This is a genomic window from Cryobacterium sp. BB307 (assembly GCF_012274275.1).
In the GTDB taxonomy this organism is placed as follows: Bacteria; Actinomycetota; Actinomycetes; order Actinomycetales; family Microbacteriaceae; genus Terrimesophilobacter.
The window spans coordinates 286,023-312,991 of sequence record NZ_JAANZA010000001.1 but is presented as its reverse complement, the minus strand read 5'-3'; the positions used below and the strand labels follow the sequence as shown (position 1 = coordinate 312,991).

26 protein-coding genes, 1 tRNA gene and 1 pseudogene are annotated in these 26,969 nt (G+C 67.4%); 21 read left to right on the top strand and 7 right to left on the bottom strand.

Features of this window, described 5'->3' with window-relative positions:
* Positions 1–62 precede the first annotated feature (62 nt).
* Entirely contained in the window at positions 63–1,214 is a 1,152-nt protein-coding gene (locus tag HGK58_RS01395; protein WP_349236093.1) for a PspC domain-containing protein, read from the top strand.
* Positions 1,207–1,854 carry a response regulator transcription factor gene (locus HGK58_RS01390; protein ID WP_168625771.1) on the top strand — a complete coding sequence of 216 codons (648 nt, stop codon included), beginning with the start codon at positions 1,207–1,209 and terminating at the stop codon, positions 1,852–1,854. The genes HGK58_RS01395 and HGK58_RS01390 overlap by 8 nt, the downstream gene beginning before the upstream one ends.
* A 116-nt stretch (positions 1,855–1,970) precedes the next feature.
* On the opposite strand, the gene HGK58_RS01385 is transcribed toward HGK58_RS01390, so the two are convergent.
* Positions 1,971–2,765 (bottom strand): hypothetical protein, encoded by a 795-nt coding sequence (locus HGK58_RS01385; RefSeq protein WP_168625770.1) that lies wholly within the window; start codon positions 2,763–2,765, stop codon positions 1,971–1,973.
* Between the two features lie 129 nt (positions 2,766–2,894).
* On the opposite strand from HGK58_RS01385, the gene HGK58_RS01380 reads away from it, so the two are divergent.
* Positions 2,895–3,353: an NUDIX domain-containing protein gene (locus HGK58_RS01380; RefSeq protein ID WP_168625769.1), complete on the top strand. Its 459-nt coding sequence runs from the start codon at positions 2,895–2,897 to the stop codon at positions 3,351–3,353.
* A gap of 96 nt (positions 3,354–3,449) precedes the next feature.
* Here the strand turns inward: HGK58_RS01380 and HGK58_RS01375 are convergent, their stop codons facing one another.
* The 3 genes from HGK58_RS01375 to HGK58_RS01365 all read right to left on the bottom strand — a co-directional run bounded on the left by HGK58_RS01375 (position 3,450) and on the right by HGK58_RS01365 (position 8,229).
* Entirely contained in the window at positions 3,450–4,820 is a 1,371-nt protein-coding gene (locus HGK58_RS01375) for an MFS transporter (protein ID WP_168625768.1), read from the bottom strand.
* A gap of 67 nt (positions 4,821–4,887) precedes the next feature.
* Positions 4,888–6,102, bottom strand: a complete 1,215-nt coding sequence (locus HGK58_RS01370; RefSeq protein ID WP_168625767.1) for a pyridoxal phosphate-dependent aminotransferase — start codon at positions 6,100–6,102, stop codon at positions 4,888–4,890.
* 162 nt (positions 6,103–6,264) lie between these two features.
* On the bottom strand, positions 6,265–8,229 hold the full coding sequence (locus HGK58_RS01365; protein ID WP_168625766.1) for a choice-of-anchor G family protein: 1,965 nt from the start codon (positions 8,227–8,229) through the stop codon (positions 6,265–6,267).
* Between the two features lie 283 nt (positions 8,230–8,512).
* On the opposite strand from HGK58_RS01365, the gene HGK58_RS01360 reads away from it, so the two are divergent.
* From HGK58_RS01360 to HGK58_RS01325, 8 genes are all read left to right on the top strand, one after another.
* Positions 8,513–8,585: transfer RNA gene (locus HGK58_RS01360), tRNA-Trp, on the top strand.
* Between the two features lie 78 nt (positions 8,586–8,663).
* Positions 8,664–8,942, top strand: coding sequence for a preprotein translocase subunit SecE (gene secE / locus HGK58_RS01355; RefSeq protein ID WP_168625765.1), 279 nt, complete (start codon positions 8,664–8,666; stop codon positions 8,940–8,942).
* Positions 8,943–9,005: 63 nt separating this feature from the next.
* Complete coding sequence (gene nusG, locus HGK58_RS01350) at positions 9,006–9,938, top strand: transcription termination/antitermination protein NusG (RefSeq protein ID WP_168625764.1); 933 nt, start codon at positions 9,006–9,008, stop codon at positions 9,936–9,938.
* 100 nt (positions 9,939–10,038) lie between these two features.
* Entirely contained in the window at positions 10,039–10,470 is a 432-nt protein-coding gene (gene rplK, locus HGK58_RS01345) for a 50S ribosomal protein L11 (protein WP_168625763.1), read from the top strand.
* 102 nt (positions 10,471–10,572) lie between these two features.
* Positions 10,573–11,262 carry a 50S ribosomal protein L1 gene (gene rplA / locus HGK58_RS01340; RefSeq protein ID WP_168625762.1) on the top strand — a complete coding sequence of 230 codons (690 nt, stop codon included), beginning with the start codon at positions 10,573–10,575 and terminating at the stop codon, positions 11,260–11,262.
* Between the two features lie 199 nt (positions 11,263–11,461).
* Entirely contained in the window at positions 11,462–13,111 is a 1,650-nt protein-coding gene (locus tag HGK58_RS01335; protein ID WP_168625761.1) for a response regulator transcription factor, read from the top strand.
* A gap of 80 nt (positions 13,112–13,191) precedes the next feature.
* Positions 13,192–13,542 carry a hypothetical protein gene (locus tag HGK58_RS01330; protein WP_168625760.1) on the top strand — a complete coding sequence of 117 codons (351 nt, stop codon included), beginning with the start codon at positions 13,192–13,194 and terminating at the stop codon, positions 13,540–13,542.
* Positions 13,543–13,630: 88 nt separating this feature from the next.
* Entirely contained in the window at positions 13,631–14,149 is a 519-nt protein-coding gene (locus HGK58_RS01325) for a GNAT family N-acetyltransferase (protein ID WP_349236092.1), read from the top strand.
* Between the two features lie 71 nt (positions 14,150–14,220).
* Here the strand turns inward: HGK58_RS01325 and HGK58_RS01320 are convergent, their stop codons facing one another.
* Positions 14,221–15,177, bottom strand: a complete 957-nt coding sequence (locus tag HGK58_RS01320; protein ID WP_227411708.1) for an NADP-dependent oxidoreductase — start codon at positions 15,175–15,177, stop codon at positions 14,221–14,223.
* A 35-nt stretch (positions 15,178–15,212) separates the two neighbouring features.
* Here HGK58_RS01320 and HGK58_RS13660 point away from each other — a divergent pair.
* Positions 15,213–15,809, top strand: a pseudogene (locus HGK58_RS13660) (DUF998 domain-containing protein); the annotation flags it as partial.
* Between the two features lie 30 nt (positions 15,810–15,839).
* Here the strand turns inward: HGK58_RS13660 and HGK58_RS01315 are convergent.
* Positions 15,840–16,445 carry a YqaJ viral recombinase family protein gene (locus HGK58_RS01315; protein ID WP_168625758.1) on the bottom strand — a complete coding sequence of 202 codons (606 nt, stop codon included), beginning with the start codon at positions 16,443–16,445 and terminating at the stop codon, positions 15,840–15,842.
* A gap of 55 nt (positions 16,446–16,500) precedes the next feature.
* A complete protein-coding gene (locus tag HGK58_RS01310; RefSeq protein ID WP_168625757.1) occupies positions 16,501–17,682 on the bottom strand; it encodes an ROK family protein in 1,182 nt (393 codons plus the stop codon).
* A gap of 117 nt (positions 17,683–17,799) precedes the next feature.
* Here HGK58_RS01310 and HGK58_RS01305 point away from each other — a divergent pair, with 117 nt between their 5' ends.
* From HGK58_RS01305 to rplL, 9 genes are all read left to right on the top strand, one after another.
* Positions 17,800–18,936, top strand: a complete 1,137-nt coding sequence (locus HGK58_RS01305; protein ID WP_227411707.1) for a Gfo/Idh/MocA family oxidoreductase — start codon at positions 17,800–17,802, stop codon at positions 18,934–18,936.
* Positions 18,933–20,426 carry a sugar ABC transporter ATP-binding protein gene (locus HGK58_RS01300; RefSeq protein ID WP_168625756.1) on the top strand — a complete coding sequence of 498 codons (1,494 nt, stop codon included), beginning with the start codon at positions 18,933–18,935 and terminating at the stop codon, positions 20,424–20,426. The genes HGK58_RS01305 and HGK58_RS01300 overlap by 4 nt, the downstream gene beginning before the upstream one ends.
* The gene (locus HGK58_RS01295) at positions 20,423–21,463 is read left to right on the top strand and encodes an ABC transporter permease (RefSeq protein ID WP_168625755.1); all 1,041 of its coding nucleotides are present in this window, start codon (positions 20,423–20,425) and stop codon (positions 21,461–21,463) included. The genes HGK58_RS01300 and HGK58_RS01295 overlap by 4 nt, the downstream gene beginning before the upstream one ends.
* Positions 21,460–22,599, top strand: a complete 1,140-nt coding sequence (locus tag HGK58_RS01290) for an ABC transporter permease (RefSeq protein ID WP_168625754.1) — start codon at positions 21,460–21,462, stop codon at positions 22,597–22,599. The genes HGK58_RS01295 and HGK58_RS01290 overlap by 4 nt, the downstream gene beginning before the upstream one ends.
* Positions 22,589–23,788 carry a substrate-binding domain-containing protein gene (locus HGK58_RS01285; protein WP_168625753.1) on the top strand — a complete coding sequence of 400 codons (1,200 nt, stop codon included), beginning with the start codon at positions 22,589–22,591 and terminating at the stop codon, positions 23,786–23,788. Before HGK58_RS01290 ends, HGK58_RS01285 begins: the two co-directional genes overlap by 11 nt.
* A gap of 69 nt (positions 23,789–23,857) precedes the next feature.
* Positions 23,858–24,727 (top strand): sugar phosphate isomerase/epimerase family protein, encoded by an 870-nt coding sequence (locus HGK58_RS01280; protein ID WP_168625752.1) that lies wholly within the window; start codon positions 23,858–23,860, stop codon positions 24,725–24,727.
* The gene (locus HGK58_RS01275; RefSeq protein ID WP_168625751.1) at positions 24,724–25,731 is read left to right on the top strand and encodes a sugar phosphate isomerase/epimerase; all 1,008 of its coding nucleotides are present in this window, start codon (positions 24,724–24,726) and stop codon (positions 25,729–25,731) included. Before HGK58_RS01280 ends, HGK58_RS01275 begins: the two co-directional genes overlap by 4 nt.
* A 231-nt stretch (positions 25,732–25,962) precedes the next feature.
* A complete protein-coding gene (gene rplJ / locus HGK58_RS01270; protein WP_168625750.1) occupies positions 25,963–26,478 on the top strand; it encodes a 50S ribosomal protein L10 in 516 nt (171 codons plus the stop codon).
* Positions 26,479–26,533: 55 nt separating this feature from the next.
* Positions 26,534–26,923 (top strand): 50S ribosomal protein L7/L12, encoded by a 390-nt coding sequence (gene rplL, locus HGK58_RS01265; protein ID WP_168625749.1) that lies wholly within the window; start codon positions 26,534–26,536, stop codon positions 26,921–26,923.
* Positions 26,924–26,969 lie beyond the last annotated feature (46 nt).

The window sequence follows — 26,969 nt, the reverse complement described above, 5'->3', positions numbered from 1 at the left end:
TCGCCCCCTGATTCCGGCCCCGAGCGGGTCCCCCGGGTGGGTGCGTCTGCTTGGATTGACCCGTGCAGACAACGACCCGACCCCCGCTCATCCGGCCGCGCCGGATGCTGGTGGCCGGCGTGTCCGAAGCGCTCGCCGCCCATCTGGGCTGGTCGGTGACGCGCGTGCGCTGGTCGTTCGTGGGACTGTCGCTGTTCGGCGGTGCGGGCGTGCTGCTGTACCTCTGGATGTGGGTCTTCATCCCTCTGGATGCGACCGAGCGCACGCCAGTGACGCGGTCGTTCGCAACCAGCGCGTGGCTGCTCGGCGCGGGGGCGGTTGCGGCCATGGTCGCCATCGCGACCGCGAATTCGGAGACCTCTCCCTACTTCCTGGTGCTGCTGACCATCCTGCTCACCGGTGCGGCCGTTGCCTGGAGCATCGGGCTCGACCGGGAAGATCCGAGCAAGGGCCCGCGCTACCGGCTGCTCGTCAGGTCGTTCAGTGCTGGGCTGCTGGTGCTCACCGGCGTGCTGCTGCTGCTGTCGCGCGGTGCGCGACCGGATGCGTTGACCGCAGTGCTCGCGGTGTTCATGATCGTGCTCGGCGCTGCGGCGGTTGCCGCCCCAAGCGTGGTGCGGCTGTGGACCGACCTGATGGCCGAGCGCGCCGGGCGGGTGCGGGAGGAGCAACGCGCGGAGATCGCCGCGCACCTGCACGACTCGGTGCTGCAGACGCTCGCGGTGATCCAGAACCGGGCCGGCACCGGAACCGAGGTGGCGCGACTCGCCCGCGCCCAGGAACGCGAGCTGCGGGACTGGCTGTTCGGCGGGACCGCGCCGACCGGGGCGGACCTGGCCACCGACATCCGGGACCTGGCCGGGGCGATCGAGATCGACTTCCCGGTGCGGATCGAGGTGGTGGCGACCGGCGAGGAGAGCCAGGCGCCCGCGGCGGCCGTCGTCGCGGCAACCCGCGAGGCGATGCTGAATGCCGCCCGGCACGCCGGCGGGGATGTGTCGGTGTACATCGAGACGACGCGGTCGGCGATCGACGTGTTCGTGCGTGACCGCGGACCAGGCGTCGACCTGACGAAGCTGCCCGCCGACCGGCTCGGCATCCGGGAATCGATCATCGGACGGATGGCGCGCGCAGGCGGGCAGGCTACCGTGAGCGCGGGGGTCGGCGGCGTGGGAACGCAGGTTCACCTGCATGTGGAGGCCAGTGATGACTAGGGTGCTGATCGTCGACGACCACTCGATCTTCCGGTCGGGGCTGCGCGCCGATCTGGACGATGCGATCGAGGTGGTTGGCGAGGCGGAGGATGTCGACTCCGCGGTGCGGCTCATCGCCGAGCTGGAGCCCGAGGTGGTGCTGCTGGACGTGCACCTGCCGGGCGGAGCCGGTGGTGGTGGTGCGGAGGTGCTGAAGCGCTCGGCAGACCTGTTCGAGCGGGTGAAGTTCCTGGCGCTGAGCGTGTCTGACTCGGCCGAGGATGTCGTCGGGGTGATCCGGGCCGGTGCGCGCGGGTATATCACGAAGGGCAGTTCCGGGGCTGAGGTGAGCGCCGCGGTGGCGACGGTGGCGAGCGGTGATGCGGTGTTCTCGCCGCGACTGGCCGGGTTCGTGCTGGACGCGTTCGGCGCGGTCAGCGGTGAGCAGGCGGTGCACGATGACGAGCTGGACCGGCTGTCGGCGCGGGAGCGTGAGGTGATGCGGCTGATCGCGCGCGGATATGCGTACAAGGAGGTCGCTTCCGAGCTGTTCATCTCGATCAAGACCGTAGAGACGCACGTGTCGGCGGTGCTGCGGAAGCTGCAGCTGTCGTCGCGCCACGAGCTCACCGCGTGGGCGCTGGGGCGCAAGCTGCTCTAGCCCCTGCCTGCCGCGCCCCGCGCCCTGCCCCGCGCGTGTGCACACCCAAATGCCGAGTTGCCCACTTCCGCCCCTAAATCGGCCCGAAACAGGGGCCAAAGTGGGCAAATGGGGGTCTAGGGGCGCCATCCGCGCTTCAGAAGCACGCGCCGGATGCGAGCGATCAATTCCTCGGGATTCCTCAAGTCGTCCGCATTCAGCTCCATGACATACCAGCCTTCGTGGTAGATCCTCGGCGTGGGCAGACCCGCAAGGTGAATGAGAACCCGCAGGATGGACTCCGGTCGAGACTCAGCCCGGTCGTTCAGGAGTGGAAACGCTGCGGCCCGGTTTCGGCTTCCACGACGTCGAGACATTCGGCCAGCGACGCTCCCCAGCTCCTCCCTTGTGGTCAATGGATTTTCCCAGTGGAGCAGAAAGTCGCCGGCCGCTACCAGGTCGGTGAGCTTCAGGATGCCGCTGAGGTCGCACCAAGTGCGTGCGGCACTCGTGTGGACAAGCGTCGAACCGTAGACGAGTTCGGTATCGCCATCGATGGTCAGACTGTGGCCCTTGAGACCGGATGCGTGCGGTGCGCGCTGCGGTCGCGGCACCGATACGTGGATGGCCCGTTGCTCGGCAAGGCTCGGCGGAAACGGGATACCGAGGAGAAGGGCTGCCGTCGTGTGACTGAAGAACGCGTCCGTGGGCATCCGAACCGCAAGAAGTTCGCATCTGGTGCGGATCGACTCCTCATTCGCCCTGCCGCGGACGCCCCACACCGACCGATCCATGTCGCGCCCGCGTAACCGCTTCGGCGTCACGCCGTGGTACTCGCCATCCATGACTCGGAAGGGTCCGTCCGTAAGCGGCTCCGGCAATTGTGAAGGCATGCCACGAGGATGACGCGCCCCCGCCTTCGCCGCGTCCAACTGTCCACAGCATTCTCGCCCCACGACCGAGTTGCCCACTTTGGCCCCGAAATAGGACCGAAACAGGGGCCGAAGTGGGCAACTCGGGGGCTTCAGGTGTGGCGGGGGCCGTGGTCGTAGGGTGGGCGCGTGGCTGAGACCAGCGCGGGCCTGTTGCTGTACCGCCGCACGCCCGCCATCGAGGTGTTCATCGCGCACATGGGCGGACCATTCTGGGCGAAGAAGGATGACGCCTCCTGGTCGGTGCCGAAAGGCCTGTACGACGACGGCGAGGCACCGCTCGCCGCCGCCATGCGCGAGTTCGAGGAGGAGATCGGTACACCCGCTCCGGATGCCGACTATCAACACCTCGGGCAGGTGCGGATGGCATCCGGGAAGATCATCACCGTGTTCACCGCGGAAGCCGACTTCGAGGTCGACCGGATCGAAAGCAACACCTTTGCGCTCGAGTGGCCGCCGCACTCGGGACGGATACAAGAGTTCCCGGAGATCGACGACGCTCGCTGGTTCACTCTCGATGGCGCCAGGGCAAAGCTGGTGAAAAGCCAGCGCCCGCTGCTCGACCAACTCGAGCGCCGCCTCGCTTAACCCGTTTCAAGGAAACTCTCACCGGAGGGTGCCCGGATGCCCGCCATCCGTCCTCGAGGGGGCGAATTTCCTTGAGACGGGTTAACAACGACGCGGTCAACGCGCCCGGAACGCCACCGGCACCGCAAGCACGGCAATCACCGCGGTGAGCGCGAGCGCGCTGGCGAACGGGTTCACGCCGAGTCCCAGCCCAACCGCGAACATCAGCCCCGCGAACGCGATCGCCGTCGCGCCACCCACCGAGTCGGCGATCGACAGCGCCGCGCTGTTAAAGCCCTGGTCCCGTTCGGTCGAGTGGCCGAGCACGAGCGTGCCCATGCGCGGGTAGATCAGGCCCATCCCGCCACCGGCCACGAACCATCCGGCCGCAGCGACGACGGGCGAGAGCTCCAGCCACGCCGTCAGGAACTGCACCGCAACCCCGACCACGAGCACCACCGAGCCGAGCCGCAGGACCGCCGCGTGCTCCATTCGCTCGCCGATGCGGCTCTGCAGCGCCGAGCCGAGCGCCCACGACACCGCGCCGACCGTCAGGATGAGACCGGCCAGCCAGCTCGCCAGCCCGTACCGCTCGGTGAGCAGGTAGGGCAAGTACACCTCGGTCGCGAAGAACGTCGCCGCCGCGACGCCCTTCAGCATCACGGTCGCCGGCAGACCCCGCCGCACGAGCAGCGCACCCCGCGGCAGCAGCGGCCGCACCGCCACCACCACGATGGCGAGCGCAGCAGCGGCGATCACCCACGAGTACGCCCCGCCCGCCTCACCGCCCAGGCTGATCGCGAGCACCGCGGCGGCCACCACCACCGACAGCACGATCGCGACCCAGCCGCGCCGGCCCACGGCATCCGGATCCCCCGCGCCGTTCGGCAGCGAGCGCAGCTGGAACAGCGTGGGCACAACCGCACCCCCGGCGAGCACCACCAGCCCGCCGACGCCGAGGAACACCCAGTGCCAGCTGAAGGTGTCGGCGATCAGGCCCGCGATCGGGGGACCGATCATCGACGGCAGCACCCACGCCGCCGCGAACATGCCGAAGATCCGCGGATGCAGCACAGCCGGGTACAGTCGCGCCACGATCACGTACAGCGCGACGTTGATCGCCCCGGCACCGAAACCCTGCAGCAGCCGGCCGACCAGGAACACTCCCATGTCGGTCGCCAACCCAGACACCAGCAACCCGGCGATGAACACGATGGTCGCGGCAATCAGCGGCACCGACGGGCCGCGCCGGTCCGCCCACTGCCCGGATGCGACCATGCCGATCACCGAGGCGGCGAGCGCCCCCGAGAAGGCCACCGAGTACAGCGCCTGCCCGTTCAGCTCCCGGCTGATGGTCGGCATCACGGTGGTGACCGCGAGCGCCTCGAACGCGCCGAGGAAGACCAGCGCGTTCGCGCCGATGGTGGTCCAGAAGTAGCGCGGCGAGAACAGGCTCGTGCGAGCCGTGACTTCCTGCTCCGCGGACATCTGCCTCACGCTAACGGCCCCACCGGGGCGACTGGTTCACAACGGCCCCACAAGGGGCGACTGGTTGCTAAGAGAACAGCTGCTGCAGGCGCTTGATGCCCGTCAGCAGCGGCTCGTCGCCGAGCGCGTACGAGAACCGCAGGTAGCCGCTCGGCCCGAACGCCTCGCCCGGCACCGCCGCGACCTCGGCCCGCTCGAGGATGAGATCGGCCAGCTCAAGCGACGTCGTCGGGGTCACACCGCCCCAGTCCCGGCCGAGCAGCCCGCTGACGTCGGCGTACGCGTAGAAGGCGCCCTCCGGCATCGGCGCGTGCAGGCCCTCGATCAGGTTCAGTTCCCGGATGATGGTGTCGCGCCGGCGCTGGAACGCCAGCCGCATCTGCTCCACCGTGTCCTGCGGGCCGGTCAGCGCCGCGATGGCCGCGCGCTGCGAGATGTTGGAGACGTTGCTGGAGAGGTGCGACTGCAGGTTGGCGGCCGCCTTGATGGCGTCATCCGGGCCGACCATCCAGCCCAGCCGCCATCCGGTCATCGCGTACGACTTGGCGACACCGTTCACCAGAATGGTGCGGTCGGCGAGCTCGGGCACCGCATCCACGATCGAGAGCGCGGTCGGCTTCGAGCCGTCAGACGGGTAGACCAGGTTCTGGTAGATCTCATCGCTGATCACCCACAGCCCGTTCGCAAGCGCCCACTCGCCGATGGCCCTGGTCTGCTCGGCGGAGTACACCGCGCCGGTCGGGTTCGACGGCGACACGAACAGCAGCACCTTCGATCGCGGCGTCCGGGCGGCTTCGAGCTGCTCGACGGTGACCAGGTAGTCCTGGTCGGCGCCGGCGAAAACCTCGACCGGCACACCGCCCGCGAGCTTGATCACCTCGGGGTAGGTGGTCCAGAACGGCGTCGGCATGATCACCTCGTCGCCCGGGTCGAGCAGCGTGGCGAACGACTGGTAGACCGCCTGCTTGCCGCCGTTGGTCACGATCACCCGCGACGGCGAGACGGTCAGCCCGCTGTCCCGCGCGGTCTTCTCGGCGATCGCCTCGCGCAGCTCCGGCAGCCCGGCAGCGGGCGTGTAGCGGTAATTGCGCGGGTCGAGTACCGCAGCGGACGCCGCCTCGACCACGTTCGCCGGAGTCGGAAAGTCCGGCTCCCCCGCAGCGTAGGAGATCACCGGTCGCCCCTGCGCCTGCAGCGCTTTGGCCTTCGCGTCGACCTTGAGGGTCGCCGATTCGGCGATGGAACCGATGCGCTGGGAGATTCGAGAGGTGTCTACGGCCACCGCACCAGCCTATCCGCTGGCCCAGGCGAAAAAGAGGGTGGAGCGGTGCCCCCGAGACACCACTCCACCCCGTCGAGACGCCCGGTTGCGGACCGCGTACTCACGCGCGTCTCGGGATGCGGGTGCGGCCCAATCCCCGAGATTCGGCCCGCACCCGCACGACTAGGCCATGGGCGCTCCCGACTGTCCGCGACCGCGGCGGACCAGCCACACACCCGCGGTGACGAGCGCGCCGAGCAGCAGCAACAGCGCGCCGATGCTCACCCCGGTCGCGGCCAGCGGGCCGAAGCGTCCGTCGAGCAGCCCTCCCGTGCCATCCGCAGCAACACCGGAGTCGGCATCGCTGCCCGGCCCGCCGGGGTCACCCGGAGCACCTGGGGCGCCCGGACCACCAGGTGCGCCCGGGGTCACGCTCGGTGCGACGGATGCCGCGGCCAGGTTGAGCGTCGTCAGCCCCCCATCGGCAACGTCGCTGGCAACCCCGACCCGCATCGCGGTCTGCGTGAAGAGCGTGTCCCCGGGTACCGCGAGAGCGCCACCGCCGACGCGCGTCTCCTGCAGGTTGATGCGGATCGACAGCAGCTCATTCAGCACGGTCCGCACGCCGTTCGTGCCCAGCATCCCCTCGTGCACCGGCGAGACGACGTTGCTTTGCAGCAGCCCCTCGAGCAGGTCGAGCGCCCCATCAGTGTCGAATAGCGAGTCGTTGGTGCCAGCGATCAGTCGGTCGAGCACCTCGCCGGTGCTCACGTTCACCGGCACCCCGAGCACGAGCGCGCGCACGGTGAGCGGCGCTTCCCCGGTCAGCAACTGGCCGAGCGTGCCGTGGAAGTCCACCGATGCCGCGGTCTCGAGCGACGGGAGTGCCCGGATGCGATCGGAGCAGACCGGCTGGTCGGCCAGCCCGCTCGCGGCGGCGCCATGGCCGAGCCCGAGACCGTTCAGGATGCCGCCGACCAGACCGTCCGGGGCATCGGGCACCCGCACGAGACGACACACCTCACCGGAAATCGGCGCCTGCGGTGTGAGCACCGACACGTCCGCGTCGATGTCCAGGCGTGCGTGGTGCAGCGCCAGTTCGACGCGCTCCAGCAACTGGTCGGCGAGCGTCTCCACGTTGCCCATGATCGTGCCGACGATGCTGTTCACTGTTGCGGCCTGCAACACCTGGTAGCCGACCGGGCGGTTGTTGAGGTCACCGCCGGCGAGGGCCTCGAGATCGATGGCGACCTCGCCCGTGCTGAGGTCGAAGCTCACGCCGTCGCCGCCGTAGCTGGCGCCGAGCAGGTCGGCGATTGCCGCGTCGAGGTCGACCGCGAGGGCGATCGACACGTTCGCGCCGGTCCCGAGCGCACCGAGTGCGGGATCTATCCCGAGCAGCGAGTCGCGCACGGCCGGGGCAAGCGCACCATCCGGCCCCGCCAGCGCGTCGACCCGCAACTCGACCTGGTCAATCGCTTCGCCGACAGCGGTGGCCACGCCCGCGAGCGCCGGACTCGTGAACCTGAGAGTCAATCCGTCGATGTAGTAGTCGCCGGATACCGCATCCGGAGCGCCCGAGGCCTGCGCCGCGATCGCCGCCAACTCGAGCCGCAGTCCCACCACGACGTCGGCCACCTCTTGGTCCAGCAGGGTGTCGAACGAGATCGAGAGCGGGTTGTAACCGGGGGAGGCGTCCGGGCCGATCGCGCCGCCGTCGCTGATGGTTCCGCTGGCGCCGAGCGCTGCTCCGGTGCTCTCGGCGCGGGCGTACTGGCCGATCGCGCCGCCGTCGATAGAGGCGCCGAGCGCCTCATCCGGAACGGCGTCACCGACACCGGATGCGTCGACCGGCTCTCCCCCGAGCACGCCGACCGCGAGCGGGTCGACCTTCTCCGACGTTGGCACCGAGCCGTCGTTGCGCGCCTCGGCCGGTTCCAGTTCAACGATGCCGGCGAGATCCATGCCGGCCATCGAGCCGGACAGGAACTGCCCGCTCGCGTAGGTCGAGTAGCCAGCGCCGCCGCTCGCAGCGCTGGGTCCAGCTAGCGCGAACGCTCCGACGAGCGACACCACCGCGACTATCGCGGCCGGTCGCCTGATCGGCTCCGCTGTGCCCTCTCGGTGCCGTTTCTGTTTGCGCAGCACTTCTGGCCTCCCCATCGAGTTGTCGTACGCGGACCGTGGCCCGTTACAAGGGGAGAGTCGGTGACCCCGGGAATATGACGCCGCGCACAGCGAACTCGGAGGAAAACCCTCGAACGGTGGAGCATGATGGTGCGTGCCCGCGGGCGGCGTCCGGCTTTACAGTGCGGCGCGGCGTCACCTAGACTGACTCGCGGTAGTTGTTATCTGCCATGATTTCGCATGCCAATTTCTGGCCGACTCTCCTATGTGTGACGGTGCGAAGCTATGGCGTTTCGCACTGCTAAGGGCGGTGGCTCAATTGGTAGAGCAGCGGTCTCCAAAACCGCAGGTTGCAGGTTCGAGTCCTGTCCGCCCTGCAATCCGTCCCGTGCGTGCGCGGGTCGGGGAAATGAACGGATGCATGGCATCCGGATAAAGCCCGGAAGGTAGTGACAGTGGCGAAGAAAGATGTCGACGTCCCCAGCGAGGACCTCGTCGCCAACGCCAAGAGCGAGCGCGCCAGGCGGCGCGGTCCGTTCGCGCGCATCGCACTGTTCCTGCGCCAGGTGATGAACGAGCTCAGCAAGGTCGTCACGCCGACTCGCAAGGAGCTGTTCACCTACACGGGCGTCGTGCTCGTGTTCGTCGTGATCGTGATGGCGCTCGTCGCGGGTCTGGACTTCGTGTTCGGTCTGGGCGTCGCATACGTGTTCGGCAATGGGCCGGTCAACTAGACCCACCGCCCAAGCAAGCTTGATCGGCCATGCGCCGGCTCTACGAAATGGAATGAGAAGTAAGTGGCTGACAGAGAGTTCGAAGACGTCGACCTGACGCCTGCTGTGGAGCAGTCCTCCGAAGTTCAGGAGGTGCAGGAGGGCGACTTCGACATCATCGAGGAAGTCGAGGAGTCCAGCGAGGCGGCCCTGACCGATGCGGTGCACGTTGTCGATGAGTCGACTGACCTGAACGAGGCGCTCGACGCGGTCGAGACCGCGACCGACCCTGCCGCCGACGAGGTTGTCGACGACGCGCTCGACGTCGACTCCGCGCCGGAGGCAGACGCCGCCGCCGAGGCGGTCGAGGACGAGGCCGAGGAGCAGGAGCCCGAGGAAGAGGACCCGTACGCGGCCTTCCGCGACGAGCTGAAGTCGAAGCCCGGCCGCTGGTACGTCATCCACAGCTACGCGGGATTCGAGAAGCGCGTCAAGCAGAACATTGAGAACCGCCGCATCTCCATGGCCATGGAGGACTACGTCTACGAAGTCCAGGTTCCGATGGAGAACGTCGTCGAGATTAAGAACGGCCAGCGCAAGCTCGTGAACCGGGTGCGCATCCCAGGCTACGTGCTTGTCCGCATGGAACTGAACGAGGACAGCTGGTCCGTCGTGCGGCACACGCCCGGCGTCACCGGCTTCGTCGGCAACTCGCACAACCCGACCCCGCTGCGCTTCGAAGAGGCCTTCTCGATGCTGCAGAGCCTCGTGCAGGTCGCCGAGGCACCGGTCAAGACCGGCGGGGGCAAGGGCGCGAAGGTCGCCGCGCGGGCGATCGCGCAGGAAGTCGACTTCGAGATCGGCGAGACCATCACCATCAAGGAGGGCTCGTTCGCGGGTCTTCCCGGTTCGATCAGCGAGATCAAGCCGGAGAGCGGCAAGCTCACGGTTCTCGTCTCGCTGTTCGAGCGCGAGACCCCGGTCGAGCTCAGCTTCGACCAGGTCACCAAGCTCTAGTTCCTGTAAGATCTACAGGTTCCCCCAACGACCACTGCCAGGAGTTGCCTGGTTCGTGGAAGCGCGTCCGTGACCGGATGCACGAAAGAAGGAAAAGGAAATGGCACCGAAGAAGAAGGTTACGGGTCTGATCAAGCTTCAGATCCAGGCCGGCGCCGCCAACCCCGCACCGCCGATCGGTCCGGCGCTGGGTCAGCACGGCGTCAACATCATGGAGTTCTGCAAGGCGTACAACGCCGCGACCGAGTCGCAGCGCGGCAACGTCATCCCGGTGGAGATCACCGTCTACGAGGACCGTTCGTTCACGTTCATCCTCAAGACCCCGCCGGCCAGTGAGCTCATCAAGAAGGCCGCGGGCGTCGGCAAGGGCTCCGCGACCCCGCACACCGCCAAGGTGGGCAAGCTGTCGAAGGACGCGCTGCGCCAGATCGCCGAGACGAAGCTGGCCGACCTCAACGCCAACGACGTCGAGGCCGCAGAGAAGATTATCGCCGGCACCGCCCGCAGCATGGGCATCACTGTCGACGCCTGAATTCCAGGCATCCTTCCCACATTCATCCGGTGACTCACCGTCACCGAAGCGGGAGAGCCAGCCAGGCTCACGACACCGCGAACTCATCACAGGAGAACTGAAATGGCACAGAAGTCCAAGGCGTACCGCGCCGCGGTCGAGAAGATCGAGCCGGGCAAGTACTACACCCCCGCGGAGGCTGTCGCCCTTGCGAAGGAGACCGGTTCGGGCAAGTTCGACTCGACCGTCGAGGTCGCGCTGAAGCTCGGCGTCGACCCGCGGAAGGCCGACCAGATGGTGCGCGGCACCGTCATCCTGCCGCACGGCACCGGTAAGACCGCGCGCGTCATCGTATTCGCGACCGGCCCGGCGGCGGAGGCTGCTCGCGAGGCGGGCGCTGACGAGGTCGGCGGCGCCGAGCTCATCGAGAAGGTTGCCGGCGGCTACACCGATTTCGACGCGGCCGTCTCCACCCCAGAGCTCATGGGGCAGGTCGGACGCCTCGGTAAGGTGCTCGGTCCCCGTGGCCTCATGCCGAACCCGAAGACCGGAACCGTGACCCCCGACCCGGCGAAGGCCGTTTCGGACATCAAGGGCGGAAAGATCGAGTTCCGCGTCGACAAGCACGCCAACGTGCACTTCGTGGTCGGCAAGGCGTCCTTCGGCGCGGACCAGCTCGCGGAGAACGCGAAGGCTGCGCTGGACGAGATCATGCGCGCGAAGCCGGCTTCCTCGAAGGGACGCTACGTGCTCAAGGGCACCGTGGCCACCACCTTCGGCCCCGGCATCCCGCTGGACACCGCGTCCATCTAGACGCCATCAGCATCGAAAGGCCCGTTCCCTCGTGGAGCGGGCCTTTCGCGTATCCGCCCGCACTCGACAAGTGAAGGAGATCGGGCCGTTTTCGCGCGGTTCTGCGTCAGGATGCCCGTATTCGTGCTGCTTCTCCTGCATTTTCAGCCGGGCGGGCGTAGCCTGACGCATAACGACGGGACAGTCCCGCCCCACGCCCATGACACCGTCGACCGACCTGGTGAATGGCCGAGCCGCGTATGCGCAGCGCCGGTGGGCTGACGCGCGATCCGCGTACGAGGGGGCCCGCGAGGCCGGTGACCTCGAGCCGGAGGATTTCGTCCGCCTCGCGACCTCTGTGCTGATGGTCGGCGAGTTCGAGGACGGCATGGACCTGCTCACCGTCGCCCACCAACGGTTCGCCGCCGACGGTGACGTGCGCAAGGCGGTACGCACTGCAGGCTGGATCGGCCTGCAGCTGATGGCCACCGGCGAACTCGCGCGGGCGGCCGGCTGGCTCGCGCGAGGCGACCGAATCGCCGAGCAGCACCCCGACCAACCCGAACTGCGCGGGTTCTCGCACCTGGCGGAGGGTCTCGGCGGGCTGTACGGCGGGCGCGTCGAGGATGCCGCCCGGCCGTTCGCGCTGGCTGCGCAACTCGGCGACGACTACGGCGATACGGACCTCTCCGCGCTCGGTCGGCTCGGTCAGGGTCAGGCTCTCGTCGCGACCGGTGACACCGGGCGAGGCCTCACCATGCTTGATGAGGCGCTTGTCGCGGTGACGACCGGTGAGGTGTCTCCGATCGCATCCGGCCTCGTCTACTGCGCGGTCGTCTACACCTGCCATTTGGCGTTCGACGTGCAGCGGGCGCGGACCTGGACCGCCGCCCTCGATCACTGGTGTTCCAGCCAGCCGGATGCGGTGGTGTTCAGTGGGGAGTGCCACGCGCACCGGGCGACGTTGTTCCGTTTGCACGGAGCCTGGGATGAGGCCCTTGCCGCCGCCCACCTGGCCGAGGACCTCTACTTGCGCGGTGACCGGATGGCGGGATTCGACGCCTACTACGAGTGCGGTGAGATCCTGCGGTTGCGCGGCGAACTGATCGACGCTGAGGAGTCGTTCGTGCGCGCGGCGCGGTTCGGCACCGACCCGCAGCCGGGTCTTGCCCTATTGCGCCTAGCCCAGGGCAGGGCGGCCAACGCGCGCGAGCTGATCGGGCGGTGCGCCGACCTGGCGGACCCGGGCATCCGCCGCGGCCTGCTGCCGGCGATAGCCGAGATCGCGCTGGCCGTGGGTGACCTCGCCGGAGCGCGGCTCGCCGCGGATGAACTGGTGGGCGTGGCCGAGGCGCATCCGCTTCCGTTTCTGGTGGCGACCGCACACACCGTTGACGGGGCGGTGCTGCTGGCCGAGGGCGAAGGCCCACAGTCGTTGGCACGGCTGAGGGCGGCTTTGCGGCTCTGGTTGGACCTCGACGCACCGTACGACGAGGCACGCTGCCGGATGCTGGTGGCGCGGGCATTCCGGGCGGTCGGTGACGAAGACACCGCGGCCATGCACCTCGAGGCCGCGCGGGACATCCTGGCCGAGCTCGGGGCGGTGCAGGCGCTGGCGGATCTGAAGGCGGCGGACCAGCCAACGCACGGAGCGGACGGCTCGCTCACGGCGCGCGAGGTCGACGTGCTCCGGCTCGTCTCGGAGGGGATGACGAACAAGGCGATCGCCGCACAGCTGTACCTGAGCGAGAAGACCGTGGCGCGTCACCTCAGCAATATCTTCGCCAAACTGGGGCTGTCGACTCGCTCCGCCGCGACGGCGTACGCGTATGAACACCAGCTCGTCGGAGCCGACCGGCCGCCTGCATAAAATGACCCATTTGTCGGCTCAGGCGAAATGGGTCAAAGGGCCGATTGGTGCGCGGCCGGTAGGTTCCTAGCGTTGAGCGCATGAACCTTCCACTGATCGCCGGCAGCGTCTCGACACTGCTCTTTGCGACGAGCATGCTGCCGATGCTCGTCAAGGCGGTGCGCACCAAGGACCTCAGCTCTTACAGTTTCTCGTACCTCGCGATGACGAACGTCGCCAACCTGGTGCACTCGGTGTACGTGTTCAGCCTCCCGCTCGGGCCGATCTGGCTCCTCCACGGCTTCTACGTGACCGCATCCGTACTCATGCTGGCCTGGTTCGTGCGCTTCCGGGCATCCGCGCCCGCACCGGCATCAACACCTGACCGCGTCGCAGTGACAACCGCTGACCGCGCGCCCGACGAGACGGTTCCAACGCTCGTGCCCGTCTGAAAATGCAGGAGATGGGGTGCCGTGTGGCGCCCATATGCTTGAAAACACCATGAATCGGGCCGAATCTCCTGCATTTTCCGGAGCACGGGTGCGCCGGGCCACGGACGCCGACGCGCAGGTGCTGCACGAGCTCGCCGCGGCAACGTTCGCTCTCGCCTGCCCTCCCGGCATGACGCAGGCGAACATCGACGTGTTCATTGCCGAACACCTCTCCGCCGCGCGGTTCCGCGAGTACCTCGCCGACCCACAGCGCGACCTGCTCATCGCGGAGGTGGGCGGGCAGCCGGCCGGCTACACCATGCTCGTCGCCGGTGAGCCGCAGGATCCGGATGTCGCCTCGGCAGTCACCGAGCGGCCGACGGTCGAACTGAGCAAGTGCTACACGCTGCCTTCGGCGCACGGTACAGGGACGGCGCCGACCCTGATGGCCGCCTCCGTTGATGCCGCTCGGGCGCGCGGGGCGCGCACGGTCTGGCTCGGCGTGAACCAGCAGAACGCGCGCGCGAACCGGTTCTACGACAAGAGCGGCTTCGTGGTCGTCGGCACCAAGCGGTTCCGCGTCGGCGACGCGGTCGAGCACGACTTCGTGCGCGCCCTCACCCTCTGACCGCAGAGGTTTGTGCCACAAGCAAGCGAACGTTCCCTTGCCTTTGGCACAAAGCGCTGCTTGGGGGGAGGTCAGACGGTCAGCACGATCTTGCCGCGCGTGTGCCCCGACTCGATCGCGCGGTGCGCGTCGGCCGCCTCCTCGAGCGGGAACTCCCGGTCGATGTGCACCCGCAGGTCACCGGCGTCGATCATCGCGGCGATCGCGTCCAGCGTCGACCCATCCGGGATGGCGCGCAGGTTCGACGCGCGCATCCCGAGCGCTTCAGCCTCGTCCCGGTAGGTCGGCCAGCTCGCGGTTGGCACGTTGATGATCAGCCCGCCCGGCCGCAGAACTGACAGTGAACGCGAACCGGTGTCGTCCTTCACATTGCCGATGAGGTCGATCACGACGTCGATGCCGTGCGTCTCCTCCTCGAAGCGGGTGCTCGCGTAATCGATGACCTGGTCGGCCCCCAGCTCCATCAACCAATCGGCATTCCGCTGCGAAGCCGTGGTGATAACGTGTGCGCCGGCGTGATGCGCGAGCTGCACGGCCAGATGCCCGACCCCTCCGGCGCCAGCGTGGATGAGCACCCTGTCGCCGCGCTTCACCTTGCCGACGTCGACGACAGCGCCCCACGCGGTCAGCGCCGCACACGGCAGCGCGGCGGCGTGCGTCAGGCTGAGAGTCTGCGGCTTCCGAGCGACCGCGGTCGACGGCACCGCGACATACTCGGCGTAGGACCCGCTGGCCCGCGGCACGGTGATGATTCCGAACACCTCGTCGCCGGGCTGCAGCGGATGCGTGTCGTACGCGGGCGTCTCCACGACCCCGGCGACGTCAACACCCAGCACCACGGGCCACGCCTCGATCAGCCCGGCCGCTCCGCGGCCAGCCCTGGTCTTTGCATCGATCGGGTTCACCCCGGCGGCGGTCACCTTCACGATCAGCTCGCCGATCGCCTGCTTCGGGCGCGGGATCGCTGCAACACGCAGCGCCTCCGGCCCGCCGGTCTGTTCGATCACCATCGCGCGCATCTCGGTCATTTCTCCACGGTACCCGCCGTCGTTACGATGGTGCGGTGCAGCCGACCCGACCGTTGATCGCGACCGTGCTGGTCGGAGTCGCCTGCATCGCGGTGGTTACGGCCCTCGTCATCATCTGGGCGGCGCGTCTCACCGTCGACCGGGTCGTCTACGTGAGCGGGCTCGGCGCGGAGGGCGAGCCCACCGCCGGCTGGTTCGAAGCCGCCCTCCTGCTGCTCGTCGCCGGCGGTACGGTCATAGCCTGGGCGGCCCGCCGCATCCGGTCGTCGCCGCGGATCCTGCGCGCCTGGACGCCCACCATCTCCCTGCTGATTGCGTGCGGATTCTTCCTGGTCGCGTCGCAGGTCACCTGCACGAGCGGGTGCCCGCTGCCAGTCGGCCCGACCTTCACGGTGCAGGACTTCACCCACACGCTCGCCGCCGTGCTCGCTTTCGCGGCGGCCTGCTGGGCGATGCTGCAGGCGAGCTTCGCGGTCGGCCAGAAGGCCATCGCGCGGTTCTCGCTCGTCAGCGGCATCGCGGTGGCCGTCATCGCCGCAACCGGCGGCATCCTGTCGCTGCTGCGCTTCGGCACCGATGTCGGCAGCGTCCTCGAGCTGGTCGCCACCACGATCGCGATCCTCTGGCTTGCGACCTTCGGCGCCATGGTCGCGCGCACGACGCTAGCCGCGCATCAGCTCCAGCAACCGGTCGGCGAGCCCGACGAGCACGTGGATCTCGTTGTCGTCCCGGTCGACCCATTGGCAGCGAGGCTCGGCGTCGATGGGCACGAAGTCCCGGTGCTGCTCCCAGACAACCAGCGTGCGCTCGGCACCTAGGACGTACTGCTGCCAGAAGACCTGCCGCAGGTAGCTGCGCGGGATGCTCCGCCAGGCTCGCGCGGTCGTCTTGATCTCGGAGAGCTCCACACGTCCATCGCGCACCCGGATGCCGTCCGGCGTCGCCAGGTGCCGGCGGTTCCCGTCGGCGTGGAACAGGTTCGCGCTCGGGTCGATGCCGTACACCGAGCGCACCCAGCGTGCGATCTCCGGCTCGCGCGCGCGGCCGTGGTCGGTGAACGCGTTGCCTGTGAACCGTGAGCCGAGCAGTTTGTCGCGGGCGACTGATGCGACGGCGCGCGTACTCGACAGCTTGGCGACATCCGTTCCGGTCACCCCGACGCTGCGCGCCCGAAGCCAGGCGACCCTGTCCGTCGAGCTGGCCAGGATGCGGGACGTGTGGTCCGCCCGAGGCTCCTCGAAGAGGCTGAGGACGGGCTGGAGACTCACCTAGCCATTCTGCCGCCTTGCGGCCGTCGGTCCGCGCCGGCGGCACGGCGTGGTGTCAGGCCATAGCGTCGATGCTCGCGGGCGACAGCGCATGGTGAATCGCGAGCATGCTCGCCCCGAGCACCGCGGCATCCTCGCCCGCGCGTGATTGCACAATGCCAAGATGCTCGGTCGCCAAGGGCATCGAGCGCGCGTACACCACCTCGCGGACACCGGCGATCAGGTGCTCGCCCGCCTGCGCCATGGCGCCGCCGATGGCGATGATCGACGGGTTGATCAGGCTGACACACGCGGTCAACACCTCCCCGATGTCGCGTCCCGCCTGCCGGACCGCCTGGACCGCGTCGATGTTGCCGTGCTTCACGAGCTCGACGACATCGCGACCGGTCTGCACGTCGATACCCGCGTCGCGCAGGCCCCGTGCGATCGCTGGGCCGGATGCCATGGCCTCGAGGCAACCACGGTTGCCGCAGTGACACGGCACCCCTGCGCCGCGTGCGATCTGGACGTGCCCGATGTCCCCAGCGATGCCCTGCGCGCCACGCTGCAGCCGCCCCCCGGAGACGACACCCGCACCGATACCGGTGGCGACCTTGACGAACATCAGGTGCTCGACATCCGGCCACGCCGTTGCTAGTTCGCCGATCGCGGAGATGTTCACGTCATTGTCGACGAGCACCGGCACGGGCCAGTGCTGCTGCACCCATCCGGGCACGTCGAATCTGTCCCAGCCGGGCATGATCGGTGGGTTTATCGGGCGTCCGGTCTTGAACTCGACCGGGCCGGGCAGACCTATGCCGATGCTGATCAAGTCGGCGGTGTCCCGACCGAGCCCGGCAAGCAGGTCGTGTCCGGCATCCACCACCCAGCTCAGCACCGCTTCCGGGCCATCGGCAACGGGAAGGGGCTCTCCGTGCTGGGCGAGGATCGTTCCCGCGAGATCCGCGATGGCGAGCTTCGCGTGCGACGCTCCGACGTCGACGCCGAGCACCACACGAGCACCGGGATTGAGAGCGAACCGGGACGATGGCCTGCCGCCCGTCGAGATCGCTTCGCCGACCGGCCGGATGAGCCCCAGCTGCATGAGCGAATCGACACGAAGCGCGATGGTGGAGCGGGCCAGGCCGGTGAGCGTCGCGAGCTCCGCCCGAGTCCGCGGCTGTCCGTCTCGGAGGAGCTGGAATAGGGCACTCGCACCGGATGTCCCCAACGCCGAGTCTCGGGCGATGTCGATCATGTGGAAAGTAAAGCACAGACCGTTATGCAGGTCTGCGCTACAGAAGTTGTAACGGCTTCCTGTCAGTTCTGCCGACCGCTTGACAAAAGATGCGTAATCTCTGGCAGAATCGCGGGCATGACGACGAGGTCCTCGCAGCGGCCGTCCGAGCTTGGTATCGGCATGGTCGGAGGCGGCTTTATGGCCACGGTGCACAGCCGTGCAGCGCGCGTCGCGGGCGCACGGCTCGTCGGTCTCGTATCGTCCTCAGCCGAGCGCGCCAATTCAGCGGCACACGAACTCGGATACGAGCGCGGCTATGGCAGCGTCGACGAGTTGCTCGCCGATGGCGCCATCGACGTTGTGCACGTGTGCACTCCGAATACGACTCACGCGCACATCGTCCGTTCCGCGCTTGCTGCCGGAAAGCACGTCATCTGTGAGAAGCCACTCGCCACGAGCGCCGGGGAGGCCGCGGAGCTGGTCCGCCTGGCCGACGACGCAGGCGTCACCGCAACCGTTCCCTTCGTCTATCGATTCCACCCAATGGCACGCGAAGCGCGAGCCCGCGTGAGCAGCGGCGCCACCGGCACCCTCCTCAGCGTGCAGGGCACCTACCTGCAGGACTGGCTTGTGCGCCCGGATGACGATGACTGGCGAGTCAACTCCGACCTGGGCGGTCCATCGCGAGCGTTCGCTGACATCGGGTCCCATCTCGTCGACCTCGTCGAGTTCGTCACGAGCGAGCGCATCGGCAGGCTCAATGCCGTCAAGCGCACCGTGTTCTCCGAGCGGTCGACCAACCGCGACATCGCCACCGAAGATGCCGTGGCGGTGGTGTTCGAAACGGTGACCGGCGGGATCGGGACACTTCTGATCTCCCAGGTTGCCCCGGGACGCAAGAACCACTTGGTGATCGAGTTTGCCGGCGAAGCAGAATCGGTGCGGTTCGACCAGGAGCATCCGGATGAACTGTGGCTCGGCCGTCGGGTCGGCTCCCAGCTGCTTGCTCGGGATGCGGTCGACCTGTCCCCGGATGCCGCGCGGCTTAGCGTCCTCCCGGCCGGACACCCGCTCGGCTACCAGGACGCGTTCAACGCCTTCATCGCGGACAGCTATAACGCGATCGGCGGCAACGTCGCCGACGGTCTCCCCACGTTCGCGGACGGCCTTCGCGCGGTCAGGATCACTGACGCTGTGCTCGCTTCCGCTGCATCCGGCGATTGGGTGGAAGTGCCCTCCGTCGGAACTCCAGCTGAGGCGGTGAGTCGATGAACGGGGTTGAGCCCATCCTCACCACGAGGGGCATCACCAAGAGCTTCTTCGGCGTGCGCGTGCTGCACGGCATCGACTTGGAGCTCTACCCCGGTCGCATCCATGGGCTCGTGGGCGAGAACGGTGCGGGCAAGTCGACCCTCATGAAGATCATCGCCGGGGTGTATACGAAGGACGACGGCGAACTGCGCCTTGACGGCGCACCGGTCGACTTCACCCACCCGCTGCAGGCGATGCACGCAGGCGTCGCGACGGTGTTCCAGGAGTTCAACCTTCTCGCCGAGCGCAGTGTCGCCGAGAACGTGTTCCTCGGCCGGGAGCCGCGGACGCGCGGGTTCGTGAACAACAAGGAGATGGCTGCCCGCACGTCCCAGCTGCTCGATGAGCTGGGTATCGACTTCATTGACCCCGGCTCGCGCGTCGGTACTCTGAGCGTCGCGGAGCAGCAGATCGTCGAGATCGTCAAGGCGCTGTCGTTCGACGCGCGCGTGATTTCGATGGATGAGCCGACCGCGGCGCTGTCGGACAACGAGGTGGTGCTGCTCTACGGCATCATCCGCAAGCTCGCCGCACGCGGCGTCGCCGTGCTGTACGTCTCCCACCGGCTGGCCGAGGTATTCGAACTGTGCGAGACGATCACCGTACTGAAGGATGGTGCGCTCGTTTCGACTGGACCGGCCGCCGAGCTCACGCCGGGCGAGCTTGTGCGCCGGATGGTTGGACGCTCGATCGCGAGTTACTTCCCGGATCCTGTGCCGGGCACCGTGGCTGGCGACGTGCGGGTTGCCGTGCGCAATGCGGGCAACGACTACCTCGAGGGCATCTCGTTCGACATTCGCGCGGGCGAGATCGTGGGCCTCGCCGGTCTGCAGGGAAGCGGTCGCACCGAGTTGGCAGAGGCCCTGTTCGGCGCGGTTCCGTTCACGCGCGGATCGGTGGAGCTGGACGGACGGCCGGTGACCATCACGAGCCCGCGGGCCGGCGTCCGAGCTGGACTCGCACTGGTCACCGAAGACCGGAAGGCGCACGGTCTCGCCTTGAACCAGTCGCTGCTCGACAACGCGCTGCTGGTCATCCGCGGCGTCTTCGCCGGCCGAACCGGTGAAGCCCGGAAACGCATCCCGGGCGTGCTCTCGTCTCTTGAGGTCAGCGCTCGCGGACTCGACCAGCAGGTGGAGTTCCTCTCCGGCGGCAACCAGCAGAAGGTCGTGCTCAGCAAATGGCTGGTCACCGAGCCGCGCGTCGTCATCTTCGACGAACCGACTCGCGGGATCGACGTCGGTGCCAAGGTGGCGGTCTACCAGCTAATGCGGGAGTGTGCGGCTGCGGGCATGGCGATCCTCATGATCTCCTCCGAGCTGCCGGAGATCATCGGCATGTCGGATCGCATCCTGACCATGCACGACGGCCGGATGGCGGCTGAATTGCCAGCCGGTTCCTCTGAGGAAGCCATACTGCTCGCGGCCACCGGTCACGAGGTGTCGGCATGAAACTCCTGCGTGGGCGACGACTCGACAACACGGTGATCGTGCTGCTCGTGCTCATTGCGGTGATGGTGGTCGGTTTCATCCTGGTGTCGATGGCTGGCCGCAACTTCCTCAGCCCAGGCAACATCCGGGACATCCTGACCGGGATGAGCGTGCTCGGTTTCGTCGCGATCGGGCAGACCCTGGTCATCCTGTGCGGTTCGCTCGACCTCTCGGTGCCGTACGTGGTCAGCCTCGCCAGTCTGATCGCCGCTGAGACGATGGCGGGGGATCCAGGCAAGATCGCCCAGGGTGTGCTGCTTGCCCTCGTGGTCGCTGGCCTCATCGGACTCGCGAACGGCGTGATCGTCACAGGACTCAAGGTCAACGGATTCATCGCGACCCTCGGCGTGGGGTTGATCGTCTCCGGCTACCTCGCGACGACATACCAGGGAACCGCCGGCAGCGTGCCGCGGGAGTTCCAATTCATCGGCGCGACCGGTGTCGGACCGGTGCCGATCTCCACCATCATCATGGTTGCGCTCGTCGCACTGACCGCTGCGTTTCTGCGCAAGACGCGAACCGGCCACCACATGTACGCGGTGGGCGGCAGCCAGTCGGTGGCGCGACTGTCCGGGCTTCGGGTCTGGCAGCCGCTCGTCATCGCCCATGTGCTGTGCTCGATGACCGCCGCGCTCGCCGGATTGCTGCTGGCGAGCAGACTCGGCGTCGGCAGCCCAACCGTCGGTTCCCAGGGCGGCTACGACCTCCTGTCGATCGCCGCTGTCGTTCTCGGCGGCACTCTGCTGCTCGGCGGACGCGGCTCCGTCTGGGGAACTCTCGGAGGAGTCGCAATCTTCGCCGTCGTTGACAACGTGATGAGCGTGCTGCAGGTCAATCCATTCATGAAGGACGTCGTGCGTGGCATCGTCATCGTCGCAGCTGTCGCTCTCTACACGGGCAGGGCGACTGAGCGCCGCAAGGCGAGGTTCAGCCCGGGGAGGGCGGCAACCCAGGAGGCGCTCGCACGCGACACCTCGATGGAGGGGAGCGCGCGATGAGCACAACGGATGCTACTGCGACGCGGCCGGCTTTCGGCCGTCGCCTTGCGCGGCTCGGGTTCACTCTGATCAGCCCGCGTGGCGCCGTCTTCCTGCTGCTCGCGCTGCTGCTCATCGCGATCATGGTGCTCAACCCGAAATTCGGCGATCCCGGCCAGCTCATCCGCTTCATCCAAAGGGTGGCGCCTGTCGCGATAGTGGCGATCGGCCAGTACTTCGTGATCGTCTCCGGCGAATTCGATCTATCGATGGGTTCAGTAGTGACCGCCCAGGTCGTCATCGCAGGCAACCTGATCGGGCAGGATGACTCGCGAAGCATTCCCGTGCTGCTGTTCATGCTGGCGTTTGGGGCGGCGGTCGGTCTAGTCAACGGGCTCGTCACCACGCTGCTCCGGGTGCCGTCGTTCATCGTGACGCTCGGGATGATGCTTGCCCTGCTCGGCGCGGTGTTCTACTGGACCGGCGGCGCGGCGACCGGCAACCCGGCCGACAGTTTCCGGGAGGTCGGGCGCGGCGGCATCCGGGATGTGCCGGTGGTCGGGATCATCCCGTGGTCAGTGCTGATCCTGATCGTGCTGACGCTGGCCGCGGTCTGGTTCGCCCGTCGGCCATTCGGCCGCATGGTGATCGCGGTCGGGGACAACGTGACGACCGCGCGCTACTCGGGTGCTCGGGTGTGGTGGGTGAAGACGAGCGCGTTCATCCTGTCCAGCCTGAGCGCGACGGTCGCTGGCGTGCTGCTCGTCGGCTATGCGGGAGTGCACCCGTCAGTTGGAAACGGCTACGAGTTCACCGCAATCACAGCGGTGGTGCTCGGCGGTGTGGCACTTGGCGGTGGTCGCGGCTGGGTGGTCGCTGCCGTTGCCGGCGCGTTCGCGTTGGAGGCGCTGTTCATACTGCTCAACTTCGCGGAGGTACCGGCCACAATGCGCGACGCAGTGCAGGGCGTGATCATCATCGCGGCTGTGGCCTACTCGGCAGTGACGTTCCGTGCGATACGCAGCGGTCGCACACCAGAGACTTCCCCGCAACCGGGGGAGCCGTCCGATCTCGGTGAAGATCGTGCGGCACTTGCACCGCAGACCCGAACGCCGAACGGCGCGAGGACAACCAATGGAGGTAGTGATGCGACGTAAGAATCTAACGCTCGTCGCCGTGGGAGCTGGGGCGCTCATCGCCCTGGCCGGCTGCACAACGGACCCGAATGTCGAGGCGCCCGAGGGCAGTGAGGCGCCGGAGGAATCGGTCGAATGGTTCGACCAGGCGCTGTTCGACAAGCAGGATGCCGAACGCTCCGTCACCCCGGAGGGTCCAGAGGGCGAGCCGTGGCTGCAGCACATCAACGCCGAGATGGTTGACACGAGCCAGTACGCGAGTGAAGGCGCCAAGAAGGTGTGCTTCGCGAACGCGTCCATCTCCAACCCGTGGCGCCAGACGGGCTGGATCACCATGAACGAACAGCTCAAGGTGCTGCAGGAGTCCGGCGCGATAAGCGAGATGGAAACGCGTGATGCGCAGGACAGCGACGACACGCAGATCGCCGACATCGACTACTTCATCGAGGAAGGCAACTGTGACGCGTTCGTCATCTCACCGAACAGCACAGCGGCGATGACGCCGGCGGTGGAGCGCGCGTGCGAGACAGGCAAGCCAGTGGTCGTCTTCGACCGTGGCGTGCAAACCGATTGCGCCGTGACGTTCATCCACCCGATCGGTGGCTTCGCGTGGGGCATCGACACCGCTGAGTTCCTCATCGACAACCTCGAGGAGGGCGACAAGGTGATCGCCTTGCGCATCCTCCCCGGAGTCGACGTTCTAGAGCAGCGCTGGGCCGCCGCCGAGAAGCTGTTCGATGAAGCCGGAATCGAGGCTGTCGACTACTTCACCGGTGCTGACCCGGTGAAGATCAAGCAGATCGTCTCGGATGAGCTCGCACGCGGTGACGTTGCAGGAGTCTGGATGGACGCCGGCGATGGTGCTGTCGCAGCGATCGAGGCGTTCGAGGACGCTGGAGTCGACTATCCGGTGATGACCGGGGAGGACGAGCTGAGCTACATGCGCAAGTGGGAAGAGACCGGCCTGAACGGTCTGGCGCCCGTCTACTCGAACTTCCAGTGGCGTACGCCACTACTCGCGGTGCAGATGATCTTCGCGGGTGAGGAAGTCCCGAAGGAGTGGGTGCTGCCGCAGGTCCCGATCACTGAGGACGATCGGGCCGAGTTCCTCGAGGCGAACGAGGGAATGCCGGACGGGCACTACGCCAAGTTCGGCGGGGAGGACCTGCCTGGCTACCCGACCGTGTGGCAGGAGCGGATCATCCCGTAATCGATTGAAGCGCGGGCGGGCCGGTGGCTGGTTCACCGGTCCGCCCGCCCGACTGTGAACGGAGGCGACATGCGTCGGTCTCTCGGCGTCAACACCTGGGTGTGGGTCTCGCCCCTCGACGACGAACGGCTTGAGCGGATTGCAACCGTGGCAGCCTCGCTCGGTTTCGACGCCATCGAGCTGCCGGTCGAATCGGTCGGCGACTGGGATCCGGGCCGCGCTCGCGACCTGCTCGGCGGACTCCGTCTCGAGCCATTCGTCGTCGGGGCCATGGGCAGCGGTCGCGATCTGGTTGACGAGTCGCCCGGCGTGATCGAGAACACGCAGGACTATCTGCGGCAGTGCATCGATATCGCGGCGGCCGTCGGCGCCGGTGTCGTCGCCGGCCCGTTCTACGCGCGAACCGGCCGCACCTGGCGGATGACTCCCGCGGAGCGGGCGCGCACGATCGACCGGCTGCGCGAGTCGCTTCGCCCGGTCGTCGACCACGCGGCGACTCATGGCGTTGTGATCGGAATCGAACCGCTGAACCGGTACGAGACGAGCCTGATCAACACCGTCGAACAGGGCCTCGACGCGCTTGACCCCTTGCTCGGCGACCACCTCGGACTCGCGCTCGACAGCTACCACCTCAACATCGAAGAGAAGCGGATCACGGATGCCGTCCGGGCGGCATCCGGGCACATCGCCCACGTGCAGGTGAGCGGCAACGATCGGGGAGCGGTAGGCGACGACCACATCGACTGGCCGTCGTTCCTCGACGCGCTCGACGATGCGGGCTATGCCGGACCGCTCAACCTGGAGAGCTTCACCGGCGACAATGAGACCATCGCGACGGCCGCCTCGATCTGGCGGCCACTCGCGCGCAGTCAGGACGAGCTTGCCGAGCGATCGTTGCGCTACCTCAGGCAACTGCAGGATGAGAGGACCAGACAATGACGACGAACCCGGTCACCCTATTCACTGGCCAGTGGGCGGACCTGCCCTTCGAGGAGGTCGCGCGGCTGGCAGCGCAGTGGGGCTATGACGGGCTCGAGATCGCGTGCTCAGGCGACCACCTCGACCTGAGGCTCGCCGAGGAAGAACCCGGATACCTCGACGAGCGCATCGAGATTCTGGGGCGGCATGGCCTTCGGGTGTTCGCGATCTCCAACCATCTCACCGGCCAGGCGGTGTGCGACGATCCGATCGACTTCCGGCACCAGGCGATTGTTCGTGACTACACGTGGGGCGACGGTGACCCGGAGGGAGTCCGCCAGCGGGCGGCAGAGGACATGAAGCGCGCGGCTCGGGTCGCCCGCAAGCTGGGGGTCGACACCGTGGTCGGCTTCACCGGCTCCCGCATTTGGCCGTACGTTGCGATGTTCCCGCCGGTGCCGGCTTCGGTCATCGACGACGGCTACCAGGACTTCGCCGACCGCTGGAACCCGATCCTCGACGTCTTCGACTCGGAGGGCGTGCGGTTCGCGCACGAGGTGCACCCGAGCGAGATCGCCTACGACTACTGGTCCAGCGTCAGGGCTCTCGAGGCGATCGGTCACCGCGAGGCGTTCGGCTTCAACTGGGACCCGAGCCACATGATGTGGCAGAACATCGACCCGGTCGGCTTCATCGTCGACTTCAAGGACCGCATCTACCACGTCGACTGCAAGGACACGCGGATGCGTGCGCACAACGGTCGCGCGGGAGTGCTCGGCTCGCACCTGCAGTGGGGAGACCCCCGACGCGGCTGGGACTTCGTCTCGACCGGGCACGGCGACGTGCCATGGGAGGACTCCTTCCGGGCCCTGCGGTCGATCGGCTACACCGGGCCGATCTCGATCGAGTGGGAGGACGCCGGCATGGAACGACTGCACGGTGCAGCTCGGGCTGTGCAGTACATCCGCTCGCTGCTCTGGGAGCCGCCCGCCCAGTCGTTCGACGCCGCATTCAGCAACCAGTAGCCGGTTTGCGCGCATCCCGGCGAATCACTTAGGCTGTACGGAGCCAAAGACCGCTGGTCTTCGGCGTGTCCACGAAAGTGGGCCGTCGAACGAAGGAATGCGTCAAGCATCGTCCCGCGCAGGTGTGTGAAGTTATCCTCCCGAAAGGGAATCGACAGCTCCGTGCGCTTGCGTCGGAGCTTTTCTTGTTTCACTCCTTTGCTCGACATCCATCGAAACATAAGGAGTGCCATGGCGAACAAGGAAGCATCGGTCGCCGAGCTCACGGGCCAGTTCCGTGACTCGAACGCCGTACTGCTCACCGAGTATCGCGGTCTCACCGTCGCACAGCTCAAGCAGCTGCGCCGCAGTATCGGTGAGCACGCCACATACGCCGTGGTGAAGAACACACTGACCAAGATCGCGGCGAACGCTGCCGGAATCAGCTCGTTTGACGACGAACTGACCGGCCCGTCCGCGATCGCCTTCGTGCACGGCGACCCCGTCGCTGTCGCGAAGGGTCTTCGTGACTTCGCCAAGGCAAACCCTCTGCTCGTGATCAAGGGCGGTTACTTCGACGGTAACCCGCTCTCCGCAGCCGAGGTCAACCAGCTTGCCGAGCTCGAGAGCCGGGAGGTGCTGCTGGCGAAGCTGGCCGGCGCCTTCAAGCAGTCGCTGTTCGGTGCGGCCTACCTCTTCAACGCACCGCTGTCGAAGGCCGTTCGCACGGTCGACGCGCTGCGTGAGAAGCAGGAAGCGCAGCAGTAACTCAAGCGTGAACAACTTCGTGGCATCCCGCCGCGGAAAAATCTAAGGAGACACAATGGCAAAGCTCAGCACTGACGAGCTGCTCGACGCATTCAAGGAGCTCACCCTCATCGAGCTCAGCGACTTCGTGAAGAAGTTCGAGGAGACCTTCGAGGTCACCGCGGCCGCCCCGGTTGCCGCCGCAGCACCCGCCGCCGGTGGCGCAGGCGCCGCTGCTGAAGAGGTCGAGGAGAAGGATTCCTTCGACGTCGTCATCACCGCAGCCGGTGACAAGAAGATCCAGGTCATCAAGGAGGTGCGTACCCTCACCAGCCTCGGCCTCGGTGAGGCGAAGGCTCTCGTTGACGGCGTCCCCGGAACCGTGCTCGAGGGCGCGAACAAGGAGACCGCCGAGAAGGCCAAGGCTCAGCTCGAAGAGGCTGGCGCAACGGTCGAGCTCAAGTAAAGCAGCTCCACTTCACGCGAGGGCGTCGCACCGGTTTCGGTGCGGC